This is a genomic window from Rheinheimera tilapiae (genome assembly GCF_042432165.1).
Classification (GTDB): domain Bacteria; phylum Pseudomonadota; class Gammaproteobacteria; order Enterobacterales; family Alteromonadaceae; genus Pararheinheimera; species Pararheinheimera tilapiae.
In genome coordinates this window covers 996,915-1,022,380 of record NZ_JBHLXP010000001.1, presented here as the reverse complement: position 1 = coordinate 1,022,380, position 25,466 = coordinate 996,915, and the positions used below count along the sequence as shown (strand labels likewise).

Here is a 25,466-nt window from a genome sequence, read left to right as displayed (position 1 = left end):
GTACAATGCCTGCGGCACCAAACAGACCCAACAACACGGCAGCGACCACAACTTTTTTTGCGAACATGGTTAAATCCTTCTTTTTTATGAAGAACGACATTCTTTGCAACAGAATGGCTTCAGTATAAACAGCGCCAGCAATTTGCAAGGAAAGTACGTGTAAAAACAGGTGTTTTTATGACGCAATGACAGTTTCATGAATCTTTTGCGTATATTTCATGGCGTTGTCATGTCGGTTGGATGGCTATTTTATGGCTTATTTATGACAGCATTATGACAGATCACTTATTGCCACTCGGATTGGTACTGGTCTGACCCTGCGGCAATATCCGGCATTGTCCGCTTTTAGCCGCCCGGTCAAAATCAATACCAGTCCAGAGCTTGCGCGATTGTGGCCTGAAAGCCGGGTCGGCGAAGCTTATGGCTGTTTGCTGAGACGGATAGTGAATGTCAGCCAGTTGCAACATGGTATGGAAAGTCTGTCCGGTCATCAGCGGCAACTGTGCGGCTTTATTTAGCTGTTGCGTCTTCTGTGGAAACTGTTTACTGAATAGTTCAGATCCCCACCACAGCGCCCCTACGCGATAATCAAATTCAGTGTTATGGCCATGACCACTTTTATCGCAGTTGCCGTCAAAGATGTTTTCACCATGATCTGAAACCAGCAACAAACTGGCAATGGCCTGCTGTGACTGCAATTGTTTGATAAGACCGGACACGACAAAATCGGTATACAGCACAGTATTGTCATAGGCGTTGTTCAATAGTTCGCGGTTGGCACGATCATGCATGCCGATTTTCTGGCCTTTCCCCGACGGCAAAAACCGATCAAACTCCGGCGGATAGCGATCGGTGTAACTGAAATGACTGCCGAGAGTATGCAATACAATCAGCTGTTTTTGCTCGTTGCGCGCCAGTACCCGTCGAAACGCATCCAGCAACACCGCATCGTAAAATCCTTCTTTTTTATAGCCGACCGGATTCAGGTACTGCACTTCGTCCGCCTCGCTGGCATGCAAAGCGACCGAGGAGTCGTGCACGCCGAGTGGGCTTTGCGTCGATAACCAATAAGTACGAAAGCCTGCTTCAGCAAAAGCCGCTACCAATGATTTTTCATTGAAAAAATAACTGTGGTCTGCGGCCGTTTTACGCGAAATAATCACCGGCACCGACATTCGCGTCCAGGCCCATGGACTGATCATATTCTTAAAGCTAACCACACCCGGGATGCTGGCCAACTCTGGCGTGGTGGCTCGTGGATATCCATTGAGCTGCAACCGGTCCGGCCTTAACGTTTCGCCAATCACCAGCACATAGATTTGCCGCTCTCCTAATACTTCCGGCTGGGCAGCGCCGAAGCGAAAGTCGCGACTTTGCGCCGCGACCTGGCTTAACGCTTGTTGCTGTACCCGGTATTCGTTGCCGGCCAGCACCAGATTCAGCGGAAAACTCTGATAAAACAGGTTATGACTTTGCGGCAGAGGGCGGCGGCTCAACGCGGTTTGGGTTGCGTCCGCCTGCTGCACCACCGGATAATCAATAGCGTATTGGCGTTCCTGCATGACAACCCAGCCAACACCTGTCATTGCACAACCCCAGATCAGTGGACGCAGATAGCGGGGCCAATGCAATTGTGCAGCTAACAGCACACTGCTGGTCAGGCCAAATAACAACAAAATGCCCAACAACGCGGCAAACAACAGCCAGCCTATGCCGGACAAGTAGCCGGCGGCCTCAGCCAAGTCCGTTTCGGCAATGATTGCCATCGCGTGTGCGTCGGTGGCTTTGCCGTAGGTCAGTTGATAAAACCATTCCTGTGGCACTAACAGTGCTAAAGGCAACAACAGCCATACCGAACGGCCGAACGAACGCTGCAGCGACAACAGCACCAGCAATAATAGCAATGCCGGCAGCATACCGAGCCGCAACCAAGGCCCAAGGTCTTGGCCACGTTGCAGTACCAGATACTGTGGTGATAACAACAGCAGCAACAAACACAGCAGCAATACAACGGCCAGTGGGCGGCTTTGCGGCAGTTTTTTGATCATCCGGTGCAATATCCTCGTTCCAGCTCAGCGGCAGAATTCGCGCAAATCGGCGGCATTATTCATAAATTCAGCCTGTTACTCAACCAGTAGCAACAGCAGCTGTCGGGCCATACAAAGCAGGTAACATTTTTCTGCTGAAGGGCGCTGGCATTCTGTCATATTTTTATAGTATGGTGCTCGCGACTTTATAAAAACCGGCCACCATGCGGATGCCCGTCAATGCTGGCCTCAGACAAGATCCAAAGGAAGTAGTAACATGCTCGCTCAACCAGTCGCTCTGACCCAGGACCAACACAAAGATCTGCGTATCCTGCCAAAATTCTCCGTTGAAATTCTGGAAAACCGCCATGTGGCGCCACTGATGCTGCAGGAATTCACCGCCGCTGCGCCGTTTTATCCAATTTTCTTCTTAAAAGCCGCTGATGCCGACGTTTACAATCCAGTTGCTGTGTTTGGTCTGCAGGAAGCGCAGAATCTGTTCTTAGAAAACGGCGAATGGAAAGGCGAATATGTGCCTGCCGGCATTCGTGCTTACCCGTTCACTCTGGCACAAGCGTCTGACGAGCAATTAGTTCTGTGCGTGAATGAACAAGCGGACAATGTCAGCCGCACTGAAGGTCAGGCCTTGTTTGACGCAGAAGGCAAAGCCACTGAATTCTTCGATGGTATCAACAGCTTCTTCAAAGACTATATCGATGCCAATACCGTCAGCCGTAACATCCTGAATCAAATCACTGAAATGGGCCTGTTTAAAGCAGATGGTCTGCAGTACCGCGACCTGGCCGGCAACGAGCGCCGCCTGAACGGTTTCCACGTGATTGACCGTGAAAAATTCGACGCGCTGAGCGATGAGCAATTCCTGCAACTGCGCAAGTTTGGTGTGTTACCAGCCATTTATGCCCACTTCACGTCACTGGAACGGATTGGCGTGCTGATCGCCCGTTTACCAGCTGCTGCTGCAGTTTAAGTTCGGGTGTTTCAATAAAAAAGCGACTTCACAGTCGCTTTTTTTGATCTGGCCAACCCTTAAGGTTTATTCCATTCAGGCATATTCACTGGCCAGTTGAACGCAATTTTTTCCGGCAGCTTTAGCGTCGTACATTGCCCGGTCCGCCGCATCGATCAGCGCTTCTGCCGGTGTTTCACCGCCTGAACTGATCGCTACGCCGATGCTGACGCCGATACTGATTTGTTCAGTGCCATGATAAAACGGTAGCTGCATTTGTTTCAGCAGACGCTGTGTTAACTGTACCAATATTGCACCGCGACTGAGCCCTTCGCAGATCAGCAAAAATTCATCACCACCGATCCGACAAATAACATCAGTTTCCCGTACGGCGTCACGTAAACGCTCGCTGGCTTCATACAACACTTTGTCACCGACCAGATGGCCAAGCTGGTCATTCACTGTTTTAAAACCATCCAGGTCCAGATACAGCAAGGCCAGGCTGCTGCGCTGGCGTCTGGCACGGGCTATCGCCTGATGCAGCTGCTGATACATTGCATTGCGATTCGCCAGGCCAGTCAGTGGATCCGTGGTGGCGAGCAACTGCAAGCGCACATTCATCGCTTCTAATTCGGCGGTACGTTCTGTCACTTTCTGCGCCAGTTGATTTTCATGCTCACGCAGCTGCTGCACCAGTTGTTGCTGCGCGTCCAACATTTGTTGTTGCGCCATGCTGTGTTGTAATTTCAACTGATTAAAACGCGCCGCCAGACCAAAAGACACCAGTAACATTTCCAACGCCGACCCCAGCTGCATCGCGTGAATGGTGAAAAAATTGGACGGTAACAACCCCAGGTTGCGCAGTGACATCACGATAGTGCCGAGCAATAACATCGACCAGGCTAAAGCAAACAACCGGGCACCCGGTGCGCGGTTTAACACACTTTGGATCGCGCACAGCGTCAGTACCAGCACAACCAAGATACCAATCAACGACATCACAATCAGCGCCTGCTGTACCGACATCATCAGCACAGCCAGTAAAGACACCGCCATCAGCCATGCCATCGGCCGCAGGAATTTATCCCAGATCGGACTGAATTGCGCTGTATCTAAAAAAGCACGGGTAAACAATACGGCCATCAGACTGGCGCCGGTAAAACCCAGCGGCAACATGCGGTTTGACAACTCGGCTAGATCTGGCCACAGATAAATCGCGCCAAGTCCGTTTAACGACGCAGACCCTGCGCCAAAACACAGCACAAACAAGACATACCACAGGAAGACTTTTTCGCGCAGCACCATAAACAACAGCAGGTTGTAACCAGCCAATGCCAACAGGGCGCCAAAATACAAGGCGGGCGTCAGGTAATTCTGCGCAGTACTCAACACAAAGTCTTCGTCACTGAGCAGTTGATTTTGTAACGTCATACTGCCCTGACTTTCAACGCGCAACCACAGCGTAGTCATCTCGTTTTGGCTTAAATCTAGGGGGAATACCGCCTGACGATGAACCAGTGCGCGCTGCTGCAGCGCCACCATATCGCCGCTACGCATTTGCCGGACGCCTTGGCTGTCTTCCAGATACAAGGTCAGCTGGTCGAGCGAAGGATAGGTAAACAGCCACCACCAGCGGCCTGAGCGCTCGGGAGTGACCTTTAACAGCAGCCAAATGGCGCCTTGCCGGTAGCCATAACTGAGATCTTCACGCAGCGGCATCTGAAAATCGGCCTGCAATGCCCGCACTTGTTCAAACGACAGTTGGCCTTGTGGATCAAGCAGCACTCTTACATCCTGCTGCGTGCCACAACAGTTCGGCCCTTTCAGCAGCAACGGATCTGCCACAGCGCCGAAGGTCAGCAACAATAGACAAAGACTCAACCATCTACTGCGCAACAATTCAGCCTCCGTAACTTGGTGCTAAACAACCATGGTAATCACTGTACCTGCCTGCTCCAGACCGGTCAATCAACGACTCCGCTGTCACGACATTGTTGCGCCAACACTGGTTTAACCAATGACATTCAGGCAGCATACGCAGAAGCTTTCCCTACCGAGTGACATGGTAATGAGAAACCATTTTGGTTACATCTTGGCGTTGCTGAGTATCAGCCTGCAGGCAGAACTCGCGGCAGCGCCGGCGCCGTGGTTCAAATGGCAGAGCGTTAAAACCGGCCATTACATCTGCAAACAAACGGAACCAGGGCCCGGCTGGGTGCGTCACAGCGGGCCTTATCTCGATGCTGGTTGTCGGAAACTTCAAAAACCGCCGTTCGCGAATTAATTCTGTTCGGCCGGAAAGGCTCTGAGTGCGGTGCGGGCGATGTTATTTAACTGCTCCGCACAAGCACCATTGGTAGCCTGTACTGACAAGCCTTGCAGTACAGTAATAATAAAACCGGCTAAGCCCTGGGGATCGGCATCGGCGGGCAAATCGCCGCTGATTTTGGCCTGTTCAAAGCGCTGTACCAACTGTTCAAAACCGGCTTTACGCCGCGCAATCAACGCATCTTTCACCGACTGACCACTATCGCTACAGGCCAACGCGCCCTGCACCATCAAACAGCCCGGCGGATGCAGCGGATTACTGTGTTCAGCGGCAGCGCCGAGCAATATCCGTTCAGCCACCCGATAGGCGGTCGGTTCTTGCATCGACGGATAGAAAAACGCACTGGGCCGGTTTTCATAGCGTTCGATGGCTTTGAGAAACAACTGTTCTTTATTGCCAAAAGCCGCATATAAACTGGGCTTATTGATACCCATGGCTTCGGTCAGGTCCGGCAAAGATGCGCCTTCATAGCCCTTTTGCCAGAACACTTCGAGCGCTTTTTGCAGCGCTGTTTCCAAATCAAATGCACGCGGCCGGCCGACGGGAGCCGTGTTGTTACACGTGGTGCTATTTAGTGGGTTTGCACTCATCACTACCTCTGTGGTGGCCTCTGTGGCGACATAAAGTCGGGATCACGGCCGCCCTTCATCTGCGTGGGCCAGAGAATAACGCAGCAGCTGAGCCTGGTAAACAGTCCGGCACCATAACAACAGTAACGGCGCCCCTGTCACAGCTACGACATTTATTCACTGACAGCTTTTTTCTGCCCAAACCAACAGAATCGCAGCCCTGCGAAAAAGTTCCAAATTATTTTACCGTTCGGTACAAAATAAATTGACGCTAGGTTTTTTTTCTATATATTTACCGGTCAGTACATTATACCAATCAGTACAGAAGTCAAGCAATACAGACTTTCAAGCGGTATGGTGCCAAAAACCTAATGATACCGAACCTGATAGAGAGGAATTTTCGATGATGGCCAGACCCCAGTTAAAACTGCCCCGTCGCCTGCTGTTGACCAGCCTGGCAGCCTTAGTGCTTGCCGCCTGTCAGCCTGGCGCCCCAACTGCAAGTGGCCCGACCGCTGTGAAAGTCGATGTCGCTACAGTCCTCAGTCAGCAAATCAGCGAAACCGACGAATATACCGGTCGCTTACAGGCACCTGAATCGGTGAGCCTGATGCCAAGAGTGTCCGGTTATCTCGCCAAAGTGCATTTCACTGAAGGTGCCAAAGTTGCCGCCGGTGATTTGTTGTTCAGTCTCGATAACGCTCCCTTTGCCGCTGAAGTGGCGCGCCTGGGCGCCAGTCAAACCGAAGCCAAAAGCGCACTGGCGCTGGCCGAACGCGAGTATCAGCGCGCGCTCAGCCTGAAAAAGCAAAATGCGATTGCCACAGAATTGCTCGATAGCCGCTTCAGCCGGTTTGAACAAGCCAAAGCACAGCTCGCCGCTACCACAGCAGCACTGAAAAAAGCCGAGCTGGATTTGTCTTACACCGAGATCCGCGCGCCGATCGCCGGCGTGGTGTCCAACGCTTTTATTACCGCTGGCAACTATGTCCATGCCGGCCAATCGGTGCTGACCAGTCTGGTGTCGACCGGCCGCATTTACGCCTGGTTTGACGCTGACGAACAAAGCCTGCTGCGTTATCTCGGCCTCGACAGCGGTACCGCCAGCCAGCTGCAGCAACAACAACGCCCGGTATTACTGGCGTTAAGTGGCAGTAATGAGTTCCGTCAGCAGGGCACTATCGACTTTATCGATAACCAGCTCAATGCCGCCACTGGCACTATCCGCATCCGCGCCAGCTTCGATAACAGCGATGGCAGTCTGCTACCCGGTTTATTTGCCCGGTTGAAACTGACCGGTAGTGCGCCTTATCAGGCCGTGTTGGTCGACGACAAAGCCATTGGCACTGATTTATCCAGCCGCTTTGTACTGGTAGTGGATGCCAAAGGCACGCTGCAATACCGTCCGGTCACGCTCGGCGAAAAAGCTGGTGGTCTTCGCATTATCAAAACCGGCCTGAAACCGGCCGAGCAAGTGGTCGTCAATGGCCTGCAACGGGTCCGTCCCGGTGTCGTGGTTGAACCGAACCGGGTCGAAATGGCGACGCCACAGCAGCTGGCCGTCCTTACAACGGAACAACAATCCTTTCGCATCGCGCAGCAACCGGCTTCCCCAGCAGGAACCGGCAACAGCAGCGACAGCGTGAACGCAAGCGGCGCCGGTCAGTAACGGCTAGCCCCTGGGAGCATCATGATGTTATCGAATTATTTTTTACGCCGGCCCATATTCGCCGCGGTGTTGTCGCTGCTGTTTGTCATCAGCGGCGCCATCGCGGTTTGGCAGCTGCCGATCACTGAATACCCGGAAGTAGTGCCGCCAACAGTGGTGGTCACCGCCAGCTATCCGGGTGCAAACCCGAAAGTCATCGCTGACACAGTCGCAAGCCCGCTGGAGCAGGAAATCAACGGCGTGGAAAACATGCTGTATATGTCCTCGCAGGCGACCAGCGACGGGCGTATGACGCTGACCATCACTTTTGCCATCGGCAGCGATGTCGACAAAGCGCAGTCGCAGGTGCAGGCCCGCGTCGACCGCGCCAAACCGCGCTTACCGCAGGAAGTACAACGGCTTGGCATTGTCACGGAGAAATCCTCGCCGGATTTAACCATGGTGGTGCATTTAACGTCGCCGGATGACCGTTATGACATGCTGTATCTGTCAAACTATGCCGCGCAAAACATCAAAGACGAACTGGCCCGGATTGAAGGGGTTGGTGCTGTGCGCTTGTTTGGTGCCAGTGAATACAGCATGCGCGTCTGGTTAGACCCGAATAAAGTCGCCGCGCTGGGCCTGACCCCGCCACAAATCGTCAATGCGATTCGCGAGCAGAACCAACAGGCTGCAGCTGGTAGTCTGGGCGCGCAACCGTCCGGTAGCAGTGAATTTCAGCTGCTGATCAACGTCAAAGGCCGGCTGACGTCGACCGAAGAATTCGGCGATATCATTATCAAAACCGGCGCCAACGGCGAACTCAGCTACCTCAAAGATGTGGCCCGGCTGGAACTGGGCGCCAGCTCTTATGCGCTGCGTTCTTTGCTGGATAACAAAGACGCCATCGCAATGCCGGTGTTTCAAGCGTCAGGTTCCAATGCAATCCAAATTTCGGACGACGTACGGGCTCGGATGGCTGAACTTTCACAGAATTTCCCGGAAGGATTGAGCTACGACATCGTCTACGACCCAACAGTGTTTGTGCGCGGCTCTATTGAAGCGGTGGTGAAAACGCTGTTTGAAGCCATTTTATTAGTGGTACTGGTGGTGGTGCTGTTCCTGCAGACCTGGCGCGCTTCGATTATCCCGCTGGTCGCGGTACCAGTATCGTTAATTGGTACTTTTGCCTTTATGCACCTGTTTGGTTTTTCGCTGAACGCACTGAGTTTATTTGGTCTGGTGCTGGCAATTGGTATTGTCGTCGACGACGCCATCGTTGTGGTGGAAAACGTTGAGCGCAATATCGAAGCCGGTTTGAGCCCACTCGCGGCGACACAACAGGCGATGAAAGAAGTGACAGGCCCCATCATTGCCACCACGCTGGTACTGGCTGCTGTGTTTGTCCCGACCGCTTTTATGACCGGCCTGACCGGCCAGTTTTATAAACAGTTTGCGCTGACGATTACCATCTCGACCGTCATTTCAGCACTGAACTCGCTGACGTTAAGCCCTGCTTTAGCGGCACTACTGTTAAAACCACATGGCGCGGCGCCGGATAAACTGACAGTCTTACTCGACAAATTATTCGGCCGTTTTGTGTTCCGGCCCTTTAACCGCCTGTTCGCCCGTGGCAGTGAGCGTTATGGTAAAGCTGTCAGTAAGATCATCCGGTTTGGTGGCCTGACCGGCGTGTTGTATCTGGGCTTGTTGGGTCTTACCGGCGGAATTTTTGCCAATACCCCAACCGGTTATGTGCCGCAGCAGGATAAACAATACCTGGTGGCTTTTGCCCAATTACCGGACGCAGCCTCGCTGGAACGCACTGAAGCCGTGATTAAACGGATGTCAGAAATTGCCCTGAAACACCCGGGTGTGGCGCATTCTGTCGCTTTCCCTGGCCTGTCGATCAATGGATTTACCAATAGTCCGAACGCCGGCATTGTGTTTACGCCATTAAAAGACTTCAGTGAGCGGCAGGATCCATCGTTATCCGCTGGCGCCATTGCTGCCGACTTAAACGCTCAGTTTGCCGGTATTCAGGACGCCTTTATCGCGATATTCCCACCACCACCGGTGCAGGGTCTTGGCACTATCGGCGGTTTCCGTCTGCAGCTGGAAGACAAAGCCAACCTTGGGTATGAAGAGCTGTTTAAAGTCACGATGGCGGTGCAGATGAAAGCCTGGCAAACACCGGAACTGGCCGGCGTATTCTCGGGTTATCAGGTTAATGTGCCGCAGCTGGATTTGGATGTCGACCGGGTCAAAGCCAAAGCGCAGGGTGTGTCGTTAGATGATCTGTTTGCAACACTGCAGGGTTATTTGGGCGGTACTTATGCCAACGACTTTAACCAGTTTGGCCGCACTTATCAGGTCAATGTGCAGGCAGATGAAGCCTTCCGCCAGGATCCGGCGCAAATTGCCAATCTGAAGGTGAATAACCAGCATGGTGAACTGGTACCGATCGGCAGTTTTGTTAACGTCAACCATAGCGCAGGCCCGGACCGCGTCATGCATTACAACGGCTTTACGACCGCAGAAATTAACGGTGGGCCAGCGCCGGGCTACAGCAGTGGTGAAGCGCGGGCGGCTATTGAAAAAATTCTGGCCGAGACTTTGCCACCAGGCATCAGCTATGAGTGGACTGAGCTGACTTATCAGCAAATTCTGGCCGGTCATGCGGAATATCTGGTGTTCCCGCTGGTGTTGTTGTTGGTCTTCATGGTGCTCGCCGCCTTGTATGAAAGCCTGCGTTTACCACTTGCTATCCTGCTGATTGTGCCGATGACGCTGTTGTCCGCGATGATTGGCGTCTGGATCTTTGGTGGTGACAACAACATCTTCACGCAAATTGGCTTGATTGTATTGGTGGGTTTAGCAACCAAAAACGCCATCCTGATTGTCGAGTTCGCCCGGGAAAAACAACAGCATGGCATGACTGCACTCCAGGCGGTGCAGGAAGCGGCGCGTTTACGGTTACGGCCAATTTTAATGACGTCGATTGCCTTTGTGATGGGCGTGGTGCCACTGGTATTCAGTAGCGGTGCAGGTGCCGAAATGCGTCAGGCCATGGGCGTGGCGGTGTTTGCTGGCATGATTGGCGTGACCTTGTTTGGCCTGCTGCTGACACCATTATTCTACACCATGCTGGCCGGCAAAAAACCGGCAAAAAATACCGAAGAAACCAACCTGCCTGTGCATATCGGGGTGACTCATGACTAACTTGTTTCGACCATCGGCTATTGCCCTGCTACTCAGCCTGAGCCTCGGTGGCTGCGTCAGCAGCCAGTATCAGGCACCAAAGCAGCTGACCGCTGAGCAGCCGTTGCCGGCAACATATCAGCTGGTAGCAACACCGGCTGACTGGTGGCAACAACTGCACGACCCGCAACTGATGACGCTGTTACAGCAGGCCGGCACGCAAAACGCCAGCTTGCTGGCAGCCAGCGCCAACATAAAACGCTATGCCGCACTGCAAAGCGATGCTGCAGATAATGATCTGCCCCAGCTCACCGCAACTGCAGGCATCGAGCGCTCGCAGCAAGGCAAAGATGGCGTCATTTCCAGCCGCTATCAGCAAGGCGCCAGTCTTGCCTGGCAGTTGGATTTATCCGGCGCTGTTGCCCTAGCCGAACAAGCTGCACAGCAAGACCGCGAAATCGCGCTGTTGCGGTTACAGGAAGTACAGTTGGCCGTGCTGACGCAAGTCGCAAGGCATTATGGCGACTGGCTGGGCGCTCAACTGCAAATTGAAGTGGCGCAGGCTAATCTGGCGAATCTGGCCAAGACCCGCAGCATCGTGCAGGCGCAGCTCGATGCCGGTAGCGCTTCTGCGCTGGAACTGACCCGGTTACAGGCGCAGGTGTATCAGGTCGAAGCCGGATTACCGGCACTGTATCTGCAGCAATCTCAGGCCGAATTGGCGCTGGCAGCACTGACTGCGCAAACGGAGGTCAAGCTGACCAAGCGCAGCCTGCCGCAATTCAGTCAACCGTTGGCGCTGTCGCAGTGGCAGGATGCGCTGGCCAAACGCCCGGATCTGGCGATTGCTGAACGGCAGCTCGCAAAAGCTCATACTCAGCTGGCCATTGATAAAGCCGCTTGGTATCCGCAGTTGTCGCTGCAGGGGTTTCTCGGTTTTGTTTCGCTCGGTCGTGTTAAAACCGGCAGCGATCAGCAGAGCTGGAGCCTGGCGCCCAGCCTGAGCCTGCCGGCGGCGGATCCGATGTCTGTGGCCGATCGCATCGACGCCAGCACCGCCGGCACTGAAGTGGCGCTGCAACAATATCGGGCTCAGGTGTTTGCTGTGGTGCGGGACCTTAAAGGCAGTCTGGATACCTACAACCAGGGCCGGCGTGCGCAGTTATTGCAGCAGCAACAGTTAGCTGCCAGCGCTGAAGCGGTAAGGCTGACACAATTGCGTTATCAAAGTGGTATGGCAGATTTTCTGCAACTGCTGGATGCTGAACGTGAGCTACTGAGTGCCCGCGATCAGGCCGCCAGGCTCAGCCTCGCCAATTATCAGCATATGGTTGGGTTGTATCAGGAGTTCTCCGCCGGGCTTGCTTTATAGGCCTTTAGCAGCTGGCTGCACTTCAAGCTGCCAGCTGTATTTTTGCAACAGCGCTTTAAAATCGCCTTGGCTGGCGCGAGCGCTGATGTAATTATCCAGCAGCTGGCGCTGCAGCGGTTTTAAGCGCGGCGAATACACACAATGCAACTGATAGTGTGCCAGCGGAAGCTGTTGCAGCCGGTTCACCGGTAACAGGTAATGCGCCTCAATTTCTGACATCACTACAGTGTCGGTTTTACCGGCAAGGAAAGCCGACGCAGCTTCTTCCGGCGACGAATAATCCTGTCGGGTTAAACGTCCGGCTCGAAACAAAGGCTCCAGTTCCGGATATTTGTAGCCACTGGTCGTTGCGACCAGGGCTTTTCGTTGTGCCAAGCCCTGCAGATCTTCCATCGGTTGATGACTGAGCAACACATCGGCATAAGCAAACAAAGGGGGACTCCAGCGCAACAGTGGTTCGGGGTACCAGGCCGGATTGGCCCGGCAATACACATCAGCGGCGCTTTTTAACAATGCGCCGGCGATATCAGCCCGGCGAAATGCCTTCAGTTGTAACTGCATGCCAAGCTGTTGACTCAGCTCGCGATAGATATCAACCAGATAACCAGAATGTGGGGTTGTATCAGAACCACGGATAAAGGCCGGAGGCGTAATAAAATCACCATAGACAGCGACCAGCGTCGCATCTGCCGCCAGCACCGGACTGGTCATCAGGCAGGCGCCCATCAATGTCAGAAATTTTGATTTTTTGCCCACAACATCAATCCCTGTGGTTTTTTTGACCAGTCTACGCGCTGGACCGCTGACTGACTAGTCAGAAATGTGGCTGTGTCAGACCCGCACGTTCACGCCGGCGATAAGTAGGATGCTTCACCGCGCTATGCCCAACCTGGAAGCGCTGGCAAAAGAACTGCAGCACCGCATCCACGCTTAAACGGGCGTAAGGTAGTTGATGCCGGGCAATCACTGCAGCGCCCAATTGGGTCAGGATTTGCTCCAGCGACTGGCCGGTTGGTTTTGGTAATCGATAAAGTTGAAACAGAAAATTGATGGCGGACACTGCGTAAGAAGCCCCCGTTTGCACCCGGATTAATTGCAGTTCCTGTAAGCGGAAGCCAATGTCGCGGATACGTTGTAAGCGGATGTGCTCGGTCATGATGCGGGTCCTTTATCAAACTGCAGATACAGCTTTATCGGACCTGCCCGGTCAAACTTGAGCGACAATCGTCACTCGATCCGGCGGATAGAATTTAACCCGAGCCAGATCAGCGAGTTAATTCTGAAATGGCAGAGATAGTGTGATCACAGGAAAAATATTTCTGGCCGCCCCTTTAATAACATCATGTGATTAATTAAGCTGTAGGCCTTATCTATACGAGGAGAGCGGCATGATTGCGGTGATTGGCGAAAACGTTATTGATATTTTCACTGAGGCGGATGGCCGTTTTATCGCCAAAACCGGCGGTTCTCCACTCAATCTGGCAATTGCTTGCGCGCTGCAGCAAGTGCCGGTCAGTTATTTGTCGCCCTTGTCTTCAGACGCTTTTGGCGATGCGTTTTTGCAGTTGCTGCAGCAACGTGGCGTCACTGCCGGTTGGCCACAACGTTCAGCCGCACCCAGCTCACTGGCGTTTGTTCGCATCGACGCCAATGGCCAGCCCAGTTACAGCTTATACCGCCAAGGTATTGCCGATCGTGACTACACGGCAGACCAACTGATTGCCGCACTGCCGGCGGACTGTCGCATCCTGCATACTGGGTCGCTGGCATTAGAACCGCAAGATGCCGCTAAATTACTCCCCGTCTTAAATGCCGCGAAACAACGCGGTATCCGTCTCAGCGTAGATATCAATGTCAGATTGCAGTTTGTTACCGATGTCACGGCATATCGCGCGCATATTGAGCAGGTGCTGCAGCTGGCTGATTATATCAAGGCCAGCGATGAAGATCTGGCTGCGCTCTACCCAGCAATGGACCTGCAAAGTGCCGTCGGCAAAGTCCGCGCGCTGGCTCCAACCGCTTTGTTGGCGCTGACCTGTGGTGCCGAAGGGGCGACGCTATACCTCGGAACTCAGGCCATTGCACAAGCCGTGATCCAGCCTGAAATCTTCATCGACACCGTCGGTGCCGGCGATACCTTTTTTGCCAATCTGCTCGTGCAGCTGCTGCAGCTACACCCGGCTGGCGAGGCGCTGAGCACGCTGGATCTGACGCATTGCCGCAGTGCGCTGCAACGTGCTTGTCTGGCTGCCAGTCTGAATATCGCCAAAGCTGGCTGTGAACCGCCGGATAAAGTCAGTCTGGATCAGGCACTGGCTCAGCTATAAGCCTGGGTACTTGGTCGGCCACAAACTCTTTGTTATGCTGCGGTTAATACATAATATTTGGATCTGTGGTCGATGAAGAAGTTATTGATTTATATCGCAAACCGGCTGTGGCTTATTATCGGTTTGTATGCTGTCAGCCTGATTTTGGGTGCTGTGAGTTTTGCTGTCCTTGAACAAAAGTCCCTCGCCGACGGTCTGTGGTGGGCCACAGTGACGTCGTTGACGATTGGCTATGGCGACCTGACACCGGTCACTCCGGCCGGTCGCATTGTCGGGATTTTATTTGGCCACTTCTGGATTTTTATCGTGATCCCGATGATTGTCGCCAACATCATTATGCATCTGGTCGAAGACAAACATCTGTTCAGTGACGAAGAACAACGCGAGCTGATGCAGCGCTTAAAACGGATTGAAGCCAGACTGACTCAACAGGAACAGGACAATACCCGTTCCTGAAATCAGCCTGTTTACGTTCCTATTCTTGCGCCTGTCAGCGTTTAGCGATCTGCTGCTGATAAGGCGCCAGCCACTGCGCAGCTTGCACGTGGACCGATTCCAGCTGATGCCACTGTGCCAGACACGCCTGCGAATTAATCTGTAACAACAGATAACCGCGGTGTGCCAGTTCGCACCACTGCAATTCATCAATCAGCTGTGGCAGAACGGTCGACAGTTCTGCCGCCTGAGCCGTATCCAGTTGCAGATATTGTTCGATGCCTGGCGATGAAACAGACGCAGTCGCCAGCTCAGTCGCGACAAATTCACCGCTGCTGGTTTTCAGTTCACTGTGCCAGGCATTATGCGTATCACCGGCCAGTACCAGCACTTGCCGGCCGCTGGCCCGCAGCATTTGGTACAGCCGTTCACGCTCAGCCGGGAATCCATCCCAGGCATCGAGGTTATAAGGCAGAGCACCCGCCAGCCGTTGTTGTTCCGTTTTGTTTAAGCTACCGGCTGGCCGTTGTTTCAAAGCCGCCAGTTCACGCAACTGCGCCGCCAGTGCCGGGCCAGGTTTTGCCAGCGCAGCCAGTGCTTCACCCGGTAACTCCATGCGCGCCATCAAGACTTGTTGTGCCAGGACCTGCCAATGGCAGCCGGATTGCTTTATTCCTTGCGCCAGCCAATCAAATTGCGCATTGCCGAGCAAGGTGCGGGCAGGATCACGCACCGCTTTGACCATGGCCGCGACATCGAGTTGGCCATCGCGCTGAAACTGCGGGAAATCCAGCCACTGGCTGCGGGCACAAACGCGGGTATCCAGCAGATAGAATTGGACTAAATCGCCGTATGCAAGACTGCGGTATAACGGTTCGCCACTGTGGACCTGTGGCCGGATCGGCAGCCATTCATAGTACGCCTGCAATGCGGCCAGTTTCCGTGCCTGGAAATCGCCCTCAGTGGCACTGTGGTTTTCAGCACCGCCGGTCCAGGTGTCATTGGCAATTTCGTGGTCATCCCACACCAGTAAAAACGGATGACGGCCGTGCAGCTGCTGCAGTGCCTGATCTGCGCGATAACAGGCGTAGCGACGGCGATAATCGTTCAGATTCAATAGTTCACACCGATTATCCGGCGCATATAAACGGCCAAATTCAGCTGCCCGCTCGGTGGCATAACCATCCGCGGCATATTCGTACAGATAGTCACCGAGGTGGATCACCGCATCCAGGTCCTGGCGTTCGGCCAGTTGCTGATAGACATGGAAATAACCGGCCGGGTAATTACTGCAGCTGACCACGGCAAAACGGGCCTCGGCTAATGTACCTTGCGGCAGGGTGCGGGTGCGGCCGACCGGCGAACTGAAAGAGCCGGCACGGAACCGATAAAAATAGGCGGTGCCGGCTACCAGGCCTGCAGCATCGACCTTACAGCAATAATCCTGCTCTGCGCGCGCGACACAATCGGCGGCCACAACTAACTGGCTGAAGGCTGCATCTGTTGCGACTTCCAGCCGAAGCGTCACACTTGCCAGCGGCCCTGCTGGGGTGACGCGGGTCCACAACACCACACGGTCATGCAACGGATCACCGCTCGCCACGCCATGGTCAAAGCTCAGCGGAAATGCTGGTTCAGCGCTGGCAGCATTTGTTGCCGGCATGCTGACGCATCCACTGACCGTACTAAAACCACCGGCCGCCGCCAACATGGCAGATACCCGTAAAAACTCGCGACGACTCCACTGCTTCATAACAAACTCCTGATTATTTTCCCAGAGTTTGCAAGCGACAGATGACGGCTAGATGACGATTGGCACAAAGAGCTCAGGCCATAAATCTTTCACAGAAATGTCAGAATTCTGCCGCACAAGCTTGCCAGAATGCGCTCGGCTTCTTCCTGTGGCCCGCCTGAAAAGGCTGAGTTTGTTGTGTATCCTTGTCCTTGGTCCCTACCGAATTCTTGGGATCCATCCAGGCAGCGTCGATTGACGCTGCCTTTTTTATTTGCCACCAGCTGCAAAGGTCAGCGCGGTCAGAGTCTGCGAGTTCCGGACACGTACTACAGTTGTACTGCCACGCGTGACTTATTCAGGGAGTACCTGATTCAGAGAGCGATTGATTCAGAGAGTGGCAGTCTGCGGGAAAAACGTTTGCCAGGGCGCCGGATGCCCCAAGCCATAGCCTTGGCCATAATGCACACCGATACTACGCAGCAGCACACAAGTGGCCTCGTCCGGTACAAACTCGGCAATAGTCTGAATTTGCATACTGCGGGCAATATCCGCCATCGCCCGCACCATCACCGCATCGGTGGCATTTTGTGTCATCGCTTTGACAAATGAGCCATCGATTTTCAGATAATCCACTGGTAAGTGCTTCAGATAAGCAAACGACGACATGCCAACACCAAAATCGTCCAACGCGAACTTGCAGCCAATTTGACGCAAGCTGTCGATAAAGCGATTGGCTGCCGCCATGTTGGTGATCGCCGCCGTTTCGGTGATCTCAAAACAAATCTTCGCTGCCGGAATGGCAAATAGCTGTAACTGCTGCTGAATAAATGGCAATAAATCCGGGTCACTCAGCGACGGCCCAGACAAGTTGATGGCGATTTTATCCAGCATTGGCAGCTGCGCCGGTGTGGCCGCCAGTTGTTGCAACACCCGACGGATCACCCAACGGTCAATCAAGCCCATCAGCCCCTGCTGCTCTGCCAGCGGAATAAACAACGCCGGACTGACCATAGCACCATCGGAATCGCGTAGCCGGAGCAGAACTTCGAGGTGCAGACCTTGCGGCGGCACGGACAACGACACAATAGGTTGGGCGTACAATTCAAAGCGATGCTCGTCCAGCGCCGTATGCAGCAACGACAATAACTGCCGCTGTTGCTGCAAATGGTTTAATTCAGGCCCATCCGCGTCGACGATAAAATAACGATTGCGGCCCTGATTTTTCGCCAGATAACAGCCGCTGTCAGCGGCCTTCAGCAAGTCGGTCAGACTGCCCTGTTCGCCGCCAAGCGCCACTACACCAATACTGGCACCGATGGTAAAAATCTGTTGTTCCCAGCTGAACCGAAACGCTGCAATGCGACTGAGCAGTTGTTGCAGGTGCGTGCTGACGGCTGACATATTCCGTCCGGCCAGTACCAGACAAAATTCATCGCCGCCGACGCGCGCCAGAATATCGGCGTGGTGCAAATCAATGCTAAGCAGACTAGCCACATTACGCAGCAACTCATCCCCCGCCAGATGGCCGCAGCTGTCATTGATGTGTTTAAACTGGTCCATGTCGATGTAGCACAATGCGCCGCCCTGCGTAGTGGTCAGCAATGCGGCCAGTCGTTGTTCAAATGCATAGCGATTTAACAGGCCGGTCAACTGGTCATGCTCAGCCTGATAGCGGATCTGTTGTTGTAGTGCATGTTCACGGCTGACGTCGCGAAAGGTCAGCGCCAGACCCTGTGCCGATTTCACCACCTGCAAACGCAGCCAGCTGGCATGAATGAGACCAGACGGCTGCGGCAGCACCGCTTCAAACGGTTCGCCGGTCTGATCCACGTCCACACAGCGGCGGAAAAACCAGTTGGCACTCAATTCTTTACACAGCAGCGCCAGCGACTGACCGGCCAGCAGCAGCGATGCATCACAGAGCTGGGCCGCGACTTTATTGCTGTGTTGCAGCAGGAAATCTGGCCCGTCCTGCCCAGGGCAACGCGCCAGCAGCAAAATCGCATCGAGCGACGCGTCGGCTGCGGACTGATACAGTTGCTGGAAACGCCGCACTTGCGCGTCTTTAGCGAATTGGCGGTACAACAATAAACCGATACACAAAGCGATCAGACTACCAATCCCGGCCAGCCACCAGCTGGTCTGCCAGCTATCAGATTGGCTTTGCACACTGAAATGCCAGCGCCGGCCGGCAAAATCCAGCGGCTGTCTGACGACAGGCGCGCTGCCTGATAAAGTACCGGATTGATGCAGCACTGCATCGCCGTCCTGCATCAGGAAACTGAGTCCGCCTGCGTCCAGTTCACTGGTATAGACGCCCAAAATTGTGTTGATATCGAAAAACGCCGCGACATAACCATGCGGTTTGCCTTGCATACTGATAGCGCGCATCACAATCAGGCTTTGCGGCCGATCGGGCGGGTACAATACGGCAGTGGTCGCACCGGACGGCACTCCCAGCAGCGTTGGTAAATGTTGTCGCAGCAACTGTTTGCGGTTATGTGGATCAATCGACCACAACACGTGGCCCTGGCGGTCCAGTAACGCCAGATCGCGCAAGCCCGGCAGCATTTTTGCCAACGTCACCGCCCGGACATTAAACCAGTCAATTTCATTGGCGCTGGCCACCGGCCAGTGTCCGACCAAATCATCGAGCGCACGTACCCGATCTGCCGCCATAATTTCGAGCGCATTACTGACTTGCTGCGCGACAGTGCGGGCTTTGATTTCACTGGTTTTCTGATTACTGATGCCCAGATAAAACGCAACAGCCAGAATACTCAGCATGATAACAACAGTGGCGATACTGGCGACAAGAGCGGGGCGACGTTGCATAGACTTCTCCGGTAAACCGGGGCAGTCTATGTCGTCAATATGACAAAAATAAGTCGGTGATGCCGGGGTTAAACCCCAGTCCAGAGGCTAGCCTGCAGTTGCGCCCTGCCCTGTTGTTTTGCTTTGTATAACAATTGGTCAGCCTGCTGCAGTAACTGCCGCGGCTGATGCTGTTCCTGCGGTACCGTGCTGGACAAGCCGGCACTCAGCGTGACAATGCCGCCGGGCGTCAAAGGATGAGGTATCGCCAGCTGAGTGATTTTTTGTAACATATTTTGTGCCAGATACTGCGCACCGGTCAGATCGGTACGCGGCAATAACACCGCGAACTCTTCACCGCCAAACCGCGCCAGTAAGTCATAAGGCCGGCCTATCGCTTGTTGCATCGTGCTGGCAACCTGACGCAGACATTCATCGCCAGCCAGATGACCAAATTCATCGTTATATTGTTTGAAATAATCGATATCCAGCATCATCAGGGATAGTGGCTCTTGGGCGCGGCAACAGTTTCGCCAGTCCAGCTCCAGTTGTTGATCAAAACGCCGGCGGTTGGCGATCCCGGTCAGACCATCAACCTGTGAGATCCGGCGCAGTAAATCAGCTTGTTGTTTCAGTTGCAGCTGAGTTTTCACCCGGGCTTTGGTAATAATTGGATTCACCGGTTTATGGATAAAATCCACTGCGCCCAGTTCAAATCCGTGGACTTCGTCCGCTTCATCAAAATGTGAGGTGATGAAAATCACAGGGATATCAGCCAGTTCTGGATCAGCTTTTAATCGTCGACACACTTCATAACCGTCCATCCGCGGCATCACCACATCCAGCAGGATTAAATCCGGATGCAGCTCGTAACATTTTTCCAGTGCTTGTTCACCATTCAGTGCAATAAACACATCAAATTCATGACGGAACATTTCATACATTACGCGGACATTCAGCTGATGGTCGTCCACCAATAACAAACGGGGCTGCCCGCCCGGTGATGCATACCATTGAGTGTAATGAGACATCAGTGAACCTTCCTTGTTGGTAATTGCGGCGCCTGTTGTGGCAATGTCAGTTGCTGCAACATATGCAGGGCTGCCGTGAAATTAAGTTGTTCGACCTGCACAGACAGCTCGACAAAGGCGGGATCCATCGCCGCCAGCCGGGCTGCTAAGTCAAGCGCAGTTAAATGTTGTTGGGTCAGTGCCAATTGCAATTGCGCCACTAATTCAGCCAGCATTGGCTGTTGTGATTGCAAAGATTCTGGCAGGTTCCCTGACTGCTGCAAGGCCGCAGAGGCTTGCACTTGCAGCTGCGGCTCAATTTCAGCAGTAAACTGTTGCAGACTCTGTGTCACCAACGCAGCGATCTCCGTCATATCCGGCGACAACCCTTGCCGTAACGCCTGACCTGCGGCGCGCAGTAACGCCGCCAGCTGCACAGCACCTAACGTAGCCGCGACGCCTTGTAAGGTATGTAAAACGGCCAAACGGTCGTCATTGTTAGCAGACGCCTCGTACTGCTTGCGTTGTTGCTGCCATTCCTGCGGGAATTGTGCCCAGGCTTGCTGCAACAATCCGGCATTTTGACCAAAACGCTGCAGCATCTGCAGCAGGGGTTGCAACAAAGGTTGCGATACAGCCACATCCGGCGTCGATAGCGGTGGCGGTGCGGCCGCAACCATTGGCTGCCGCTGCTGACAGAGCGCCAGTAATTGCGGACATAAGGTTTTCAAATCAATCGGCTTGGCGATGTGTGCGTTCATACCGGCGGCTTGGCAGGCCACCTGATCATCTGCGGTGGCATTGGCGGTCATCGCCACAATCGGCAACTGCTGCGCAGTAAAGCGCTGGCGGATCTGCCGGGTTGCGGCTAACCCATCCATCCCCGGCATTTGTAAATCCATCAGCACTAAATCAAAAGGTTGCTGTTGCACCAGCGCCACCGCCATAAAACCATCGACAGCCAGCGTGACGCGGGCACCGGCTGACAGCAACAGTTGCTCAGCAACCTGACGATTCAGGGCATTGTCTTCAACCACCAGCAGTGACAAGCCCTGTAGCGGCTTTAACGTGGCTTCAGCCGGCGACGCCAGCTGATGTTGTCCGGGCTGCAGCACTTTTTGTAAGCGCTGTTGTAATTGTTGCGGAGTAATAGGTTTGATCAGTACATCCTGCACGGGTTGGTCACTTTGCCGCGCCAGCTGTTGCAACACTTCGCTCTCAAATGCCGTGACCATCATCAGCAGCGGCGGCCTGTGTTGACTGCTTTGCTGCAAAATATTGCGGGCAGTTTGCATCCCATCCATACCCGGCATGCGCCAGTCCAGCAACACCAGTTGATACGGCGAGTCTGCCTCTTGTGCCTGCCGGACTGCCTGTAATGCCGTCTCACCATCGCTGACGGCAGTTGCCTGACAGCCCAGTTGCTGCAAACTGGCCACCAGACTTTGGCGCACCAGTGGTTGATCGTCGACGACCAGTACACGCAAGGCCGCCAGCGCAGATGACTGTAACATCGGCTGAGCATCCAACAGCGGCAAGTCGAGGTCAAAACTGAAACAACTGCCCTGACCAGGTTCACTTTGCAGCTTCAGCTCTGCCGACATCAGCGCCAGCAAGCGCTGACAAATGACCAGACCCAACCCGGTGCCACCAAAACGCCGGCTGATAGAAGCCTCTGCCTGGCTAAAGGCGCTGAACAGGCGTTGTTGTTGTAGTTTGGAGATGCCGATGCCGCTGTCTTCAATGCTAAAACCAAGCCTGACACGGTCCGAGCTGCCGTCTAGCCGCCGGACACGCAGCTGCACATAACCCTGCTGGGTAAACTTCAGTGCATTGCCCCCCAGATTCACCAGCACCTGTTGCAGCCGTAACCGGTCTGCCAACACCACGGCCGGCAGGTCCGGCGCCAGGTCCAGTAATAGTTCTACATGCGGATTCTGATGCGTCGCGCCGAGCAACACCGCTACGTCATGGAAAAACGCCGCCAGTGGCAACGGTGCCAGGTCCAGTTCAAGCCGGCCTGCATCGATTTTGGAAAAATCGAGAATATTGTTCAACAAACTCAACAGCGCCGTCGCCGCAATTTGTGATTTACTGGCATAGTCGGCCTGTAAATCGCTGAGCGCAGTTTGCTGCAACAACTGCAGCATGCCGAGCACTGCATTGAGCGGTGTGCGGATCTCGTGGCTCATGTTGGCAAGGAACTGCGTTTTCGCCTGATTGGCGGCATCGGCCTGCTCTTTGGCTTGGCGCAATTCCATTTCCAGCTCGTGCTGCGCAGTAATATCCAGATTGATACCGGTCATCCGCCACGGGCTGCCGTCCGCTTTACGCTCAACGGTGGCACCGCCCAGAATGTACCTGACGCCATGATCCGGCGTCACAATGCGAAATACCGGATCGTACAGCAAGACACCATCCAGTGCCTGCTGCAAGCGGGCTTCGGTCGCGGCCAAATCATCCGGGTGTACCCGTTCCCGCCAGTGCTGATAGTTCAGACTGCCCTGTGCCAACTGCGGATCCTGCTGATAAATGTCAAACATCCGGCCATTCCACCACAGCTCATTGTTATCCGGATGCCAGGTCCACACGCCGAGCCGCGCCACATCCGCCGCGATACTGAGCTGATCCCGCAACATGGTCAAATCCAGCTCTGATTGCAGCTGCTCACTGAAATCCAGTGCGATCAGCAAAAAACCCAGCAATTCACAACTGGTATCGCGGATCGCCGTCAGCGTCAGTAATACCGGGACAGAACTGCCATCCTGACTAGTCAGCGCACTGCGCCAGGTCTCAGGGGTTCCGGTGCGTGCCAGATGTGCCAACATATCGGCTTGTGCTTCGCCGCTAAGTCCTAATTCGCGCGCCCTCAGCGCTAAGTCAGCCGGGCTGAGCAACGCCGTTAACTGCGAGCGACCGGCCACATCTGCCGCTTCAAAACCTAACATCAGTTCGGCGCCGCGGTTAAACAACTGCACCTGGCCATTGCGATCCAGACTGATGATGGCCACTTCCGAAGCGGCACTTAATACAGTGTCGATCAGCTGATGTAACTCAGCGCGATGTGCTTCGGCTTGCTTGCGTGCCGTGATATCACTGGATAAGGCAATATATCGCTCGGTCAGTCCCGCCGCATTGCGCAGCGGCATGATCACCGTATCGTACCAGCGCAACTGACCGCTCTGATGCCGGTTACAGATCTCACCACGCCAGGCCTGCTGTTGGCCGATTTGCTGCCAGACCGCCTGCCAGAACAGCGGCGGATGAACTCCGGAATTGACTAACTGATGAGTTTGGCCGATCAGTTGCTGGCGGCTATAACCGAGACTTTGGCAAAACACCGGATTAACATCGAGGATCCGGCCGGATGGATCGGTTTCCACATACAAAAACTGCGTATTGATGGTTTCAAGCAGAGTTTTATGTTGCCGCAGTGCCTGGTCAAGCTGACGCCGGCTCGCAACCAGTTCACCGATATCCCGTATCGTTTTTGCTGCTGCGATGATGCGGCCTTTTTCATCAAACACCGGCGACACATTGACCAGCACATCCAGCAGAGCACCGGATTTGTGTCGGCGCTGGGTGACAAATTGCTTCACACTGTCGCCGTTTCTGAGCTGCTGCAGGATCTGCAACTCCTGATAACCAAGATCTGGCGGAATGATCAAGGCGGTCAGCGGCTGACCGACAGCTTCTGAAGCATCCCAACCAAACATTTGCTCCGCGCCCTGATTCCAGCTGGTGACTATGCCCTGTAAATCTTTCCCGATAATGGCATCATTTGAGCTGCGCACAATCGCAGCCAATCTGCTGCGCTGATCATTGAATTGCTGCCGCGACAGATAAATCCGCATCCCCATACTGGCGCTGAGCGTCAGCAGTAAAGTCAGCAGCAAACCAAGCAAAACATGTAAGCGTGGCGACGGCAAACCGAGGCTTTGGACATAGGTCGGATCTGAGCGCAAAGTCCATTGCCACTGGCGGCCAAACACCGAAGATTGCAGGATCACCTCGCCTGTCATCGCTTGCGCCGACACCATTTCCGCCGCTGATTGAAAAAATACCGTCTGATCGCCGGTGATATCGGCCATCTGCAGATAGATTCCGCGGCTTTGCGGCAATAAGTCCTGCAACATTTCGCCGGAGATGAGCGGCGCATAACTCCAGCCCTGCAGCATCAGCTGGCGCTGCGCCACTGAATCCGGCGTTACCCAGTCGCGATAAACCGGCAATAACATCAAAAAAGCCTGCAGCGGTCTGCCGCTGGCCTGGACCAGCGTAACCGGCCCCGTCAGACGCGGCTCACCACTTTGCATCGCATCCATTGCGGCAGCATAACGGCGCGGCTCGGAGCTGATATCGAGGCCAATCGCGGCGCGATTACGCGCCAGCGGTTCAATGTACTGAATGATGAAATGTTCATGCGGATGGGCGGCCAGTTCTGTCAATTTAAAATCGGCTGAACCGGTCTGGCGCGCTTGTGCTAAAAAGGCTGGCAATTCAACAGGCGCGACCCGATGGATATAACCAAAACCATGAGCTCCAGGAAATTCGACAGGCAGATCGCGGGTTTGGCTATAGCGGGCAAAGCTCTGTTGACTAAGCGCCGGGCCTGCGGTCAGCACATGCCCACGCACACCACGCAGGCCGTATTGATAACGCAACAGCCGATCCTGGCTTTGCTGGACCACTTGCCGGGCGACTTCGGTCAGTGCCGTCTGTGTGCGTTGTTGGTTTTGTTGTTCCAACCAACCAGCGTACAGCAGGCTGAGCAGCACGCCACTGCAACATAAAATGCTGGCCAGCCAGAATGGCCAGCCAATGATACTCCGGGGGCTGCCGACCCGGCCTGAACTCCTGCGAAACTGCAACATGTGGCTGGTTATCCCCGCTGATCCCTGAGGGGCGGTCATCACTGACCCCGAACCTTTTAAGCTAGCAGAGCCATAGTGGATGTCCACTTTTCCGCTACAAAGAAGCGGAAAAAGCTGGTGTTGCCAGTCCGAAAACCTTACATTCAATCAAGTGAATG

Annotated in this window: 15 protein-coding genes; 6 read left to right on the top strand and 9 right to left on the bottom strand. The window is 54.2% G+C overall.

Annotation, left to right across the window (positions count from 1 at the left end):
* Positions 1–281 precede the first annotated feature (281 nt).
* Positions 282–2,048: a phosphoethanolamine transferase gene (locus tag ACFFJP_RS04175; RefSeq protein WP_377240828.1), complete on the bottom strand. Its 1,767-nt coding sequence runs from the start codon at positions 2,046–2,048 to the stop codon at positions 282–284.
* 256 nt (positions 2,049–2,304) lie between these two features.
* Here ACFFJP_RS04175 and ACFFJP_RS04170 point away from each other — a divergent pair, with 256 nt between their 5' ends.
* Positions 2,305–3,015 carry a SapC family protein gene (locus ACFFJP_RS04170; protein WP_377240826.1) on the top strand — a complete coding sequence of 237 codons (711 nt, stop codon included), beginning with the start codon at positions 2,305–2,307 and terminating at the stop codon, positions 3,013–3,015.
* 75 nt (positions 3,016–3,090) lie between these two features.
* Here ACFFJP_RS04170 and ACFFJP_RS04165 read toward each other — a convergent pair whose 3' ends face one another.
* Positions 3,091–4,893, bottom strand: coding sequence for a 7TM diverse intracellular signaling domain-containing protein (locus ACFFJP_RS04165; RefSeq protein WP_377240824.1), 1,803 nt, complete (start codon positions 4,891–4,893; stop codon positions 3,091–3,093).
* A gap of 381 nt (positions 4,894–5,274) precedes the next feature.
* Positions 5,275–5,913: a TetR/AcrR family transcriptional regulator gene (locus ACFFJP_RS04160; RefSeq protein ID WP_377240822.1), complete on the bottom strand. Its 639-nt coding sequence runs from the start codon at positions 5,911–5,913 to the stop codon at positions 5,275–5,277.
* 382 nt (positions 5,914–6,295) lie between these two features.
* Between ACFFJP_RS04160 and ACFFJP_RS04155 the strand changes: the two genes are divergently transcribed.
* The 3 genes from ACFFJP_RS04155 to ACFFJP_RS04145 are packed head-to-tail and all read left to right on the top strand — an operon-like array spanning position 6,296 to position 12,113.
* Positions 6,296–7,561 carry an efflux RND transporter periplasmic adaptor subunit gene (locus tag ACFFJP_RS04155; protein WP_377240820.1) on the top strand — a complete coding sequence of 422 codons (1,266 nt, stop codon included), beginning with the start codon at positions 6,296–6,298 and terminating at the stop codon, positions 7,559–7,561.
* A gap of 21 nt (positions 7,562–7,582) precedes the next feature.
* A complete protein-coding gene (locus ACFFJP_RS04150) occupies positions 7,583–10,762 on the top strand; it encodes an efflux RND transporter permease subunit (RefSeq protein WP_377240817.1) in 3,180 nt (1,059 codons plus the stop codon).
* Positions 10,755–12,113: a TolC family protein gene (locus tag ACFFJP_RS04145; protein ID WP_377240815.1), complete on the top strand. Its 1,359-nt coding sequence runs from the start codon at positions 10,755–10,757 to the stop codon at positions 12,111–12,113. Before ACFFJP_RS04150 ends, ACFFJP_RS04145 begins: the two co-directional genes overlap by 8 nt.
* On the opposite strand, the gene ACFFJP_RS04140 is transcribed toward ACFFJP_RS04145, so the two are convergent.
* Positions 12,108–12,869, bottom strand: coding sequence for a substrate-binding periplasmic protein (locus tag ACFFJP_RS04140; RefSeq protein WP_377240813.1), 762 nt, complete (start codon positions 12,867–12,869; stop codon positions 12,108–12,110). The genes ACFFJP_RS04145 and ACFFJP_RS04140 overlap by 6 nt on opposite strands.
* A 58-nt stretch (positions 12,870–12,927) precedes the next feature.
* Positions 12,928–13,269 carry a hypothetical protein gene (locus tag ACFFJP_RS04135; RefSeq protein WP_377240811.1) on the bottom strand — a complete coding sequence of 114 codons (342 nt, stop codon included), beginning with the start codon at positions 13,267–13,269 and terminating at the stop codon, positions 12,928–12,930.
* Between the two features lie 232 nt (positions 13,270–13,501).
* Here ACFFJP_RS04135 and ACFFJP_RS04130 point away from each other — a divergent pair, with 232 nt between their 5' ends.
* Together ACFFJP_RS04130 and ACFFJP_RS04125 are read left to right on the top strand one after the other, a co-directional pair.
* Positions 13,502–14,440, top strand: coding sequence for a PfkB family carbohydrate kinase (locus ACFFJP_RS04130; protein WP_377240809.1), 939 nt, complete (start codon positions 13,502–13,504; stop codon positions 14,438–14,440).
* Positions 14,441–14,512: 72 nt separating this feature from the next.
* Positions 14,513–14,896 carry a potassium channel family protein gene (locus ACFFJP_RS04125; RefSeq protein WP_377240807.1) on the top strand — a complete coding sequence of 128 codons (384 nt, stop codon included), beginning with the start codon at positions 14,513–14,515 and terminating at the stop codon, positions 14,894–14,896.
* Positions 14,897–14,930: 34 nt separating this feature from the next.
* Here ACFFJP_RS04125 and ACFFJP_RS04120 read toward each other — a convergent pair whose 3' ends face one another.
* The 4 genes from ACFFJP_RS04120 to ACFFJP_RS04105 form a co-directional block, all read right to left on the bottom strand.
* Positions 14,931–16,628, bottom strand: a complete 1,698-nt coding sequence (locus tag ACFFJP_RS04120; RefSeq protein WP_377240804.1) for an alkaline phosphatase D family protein — start codon at positions 16,626–16,628, stop codon at positions 14,931–14,933.
* Positions 16,629–16,997: 369 nt separating this feature from the next.
* Positions 16,998–19,445, bottom strand: a complete 2,448-nt coding sequence (locus ACFFJP_RS04115; RefSeq protein WP_377240802.1) for a bifunctional diguanylate cyclase/phosphodiesterase — start codon at positions 19,443–19,445, stop codon at positions 16,998–17,000.
* Positions 19,446–19,513: 68 nt separating this feature from the next.
* A complete protein-coding gene (locus ACFFJP_RS04110; protein ID WP_377240800.1) occupies positions 19,514–20,455 on the bottom strand; it encodes a diguanylate cyclase domain-containing protein in 942 nt (313 codons plus the stop codon).
* Entirely contained in the window at positions 20,455–25,308 is a 4,854-nt protein-coding gene (locus tag ACFFJP_RS04105; RefSeq protein WP_377240798.1) for a PAS domain S-box protein, read from the bottom strand. The genes ACFFJP_RS04110 and ACFFJP_RS04105 overlap by 1 nt, the downstream gene beginning before the upstream one ends.
* Between the last annotated feature and the right edge of the window lie 158 nt (positions 25,309–25,466).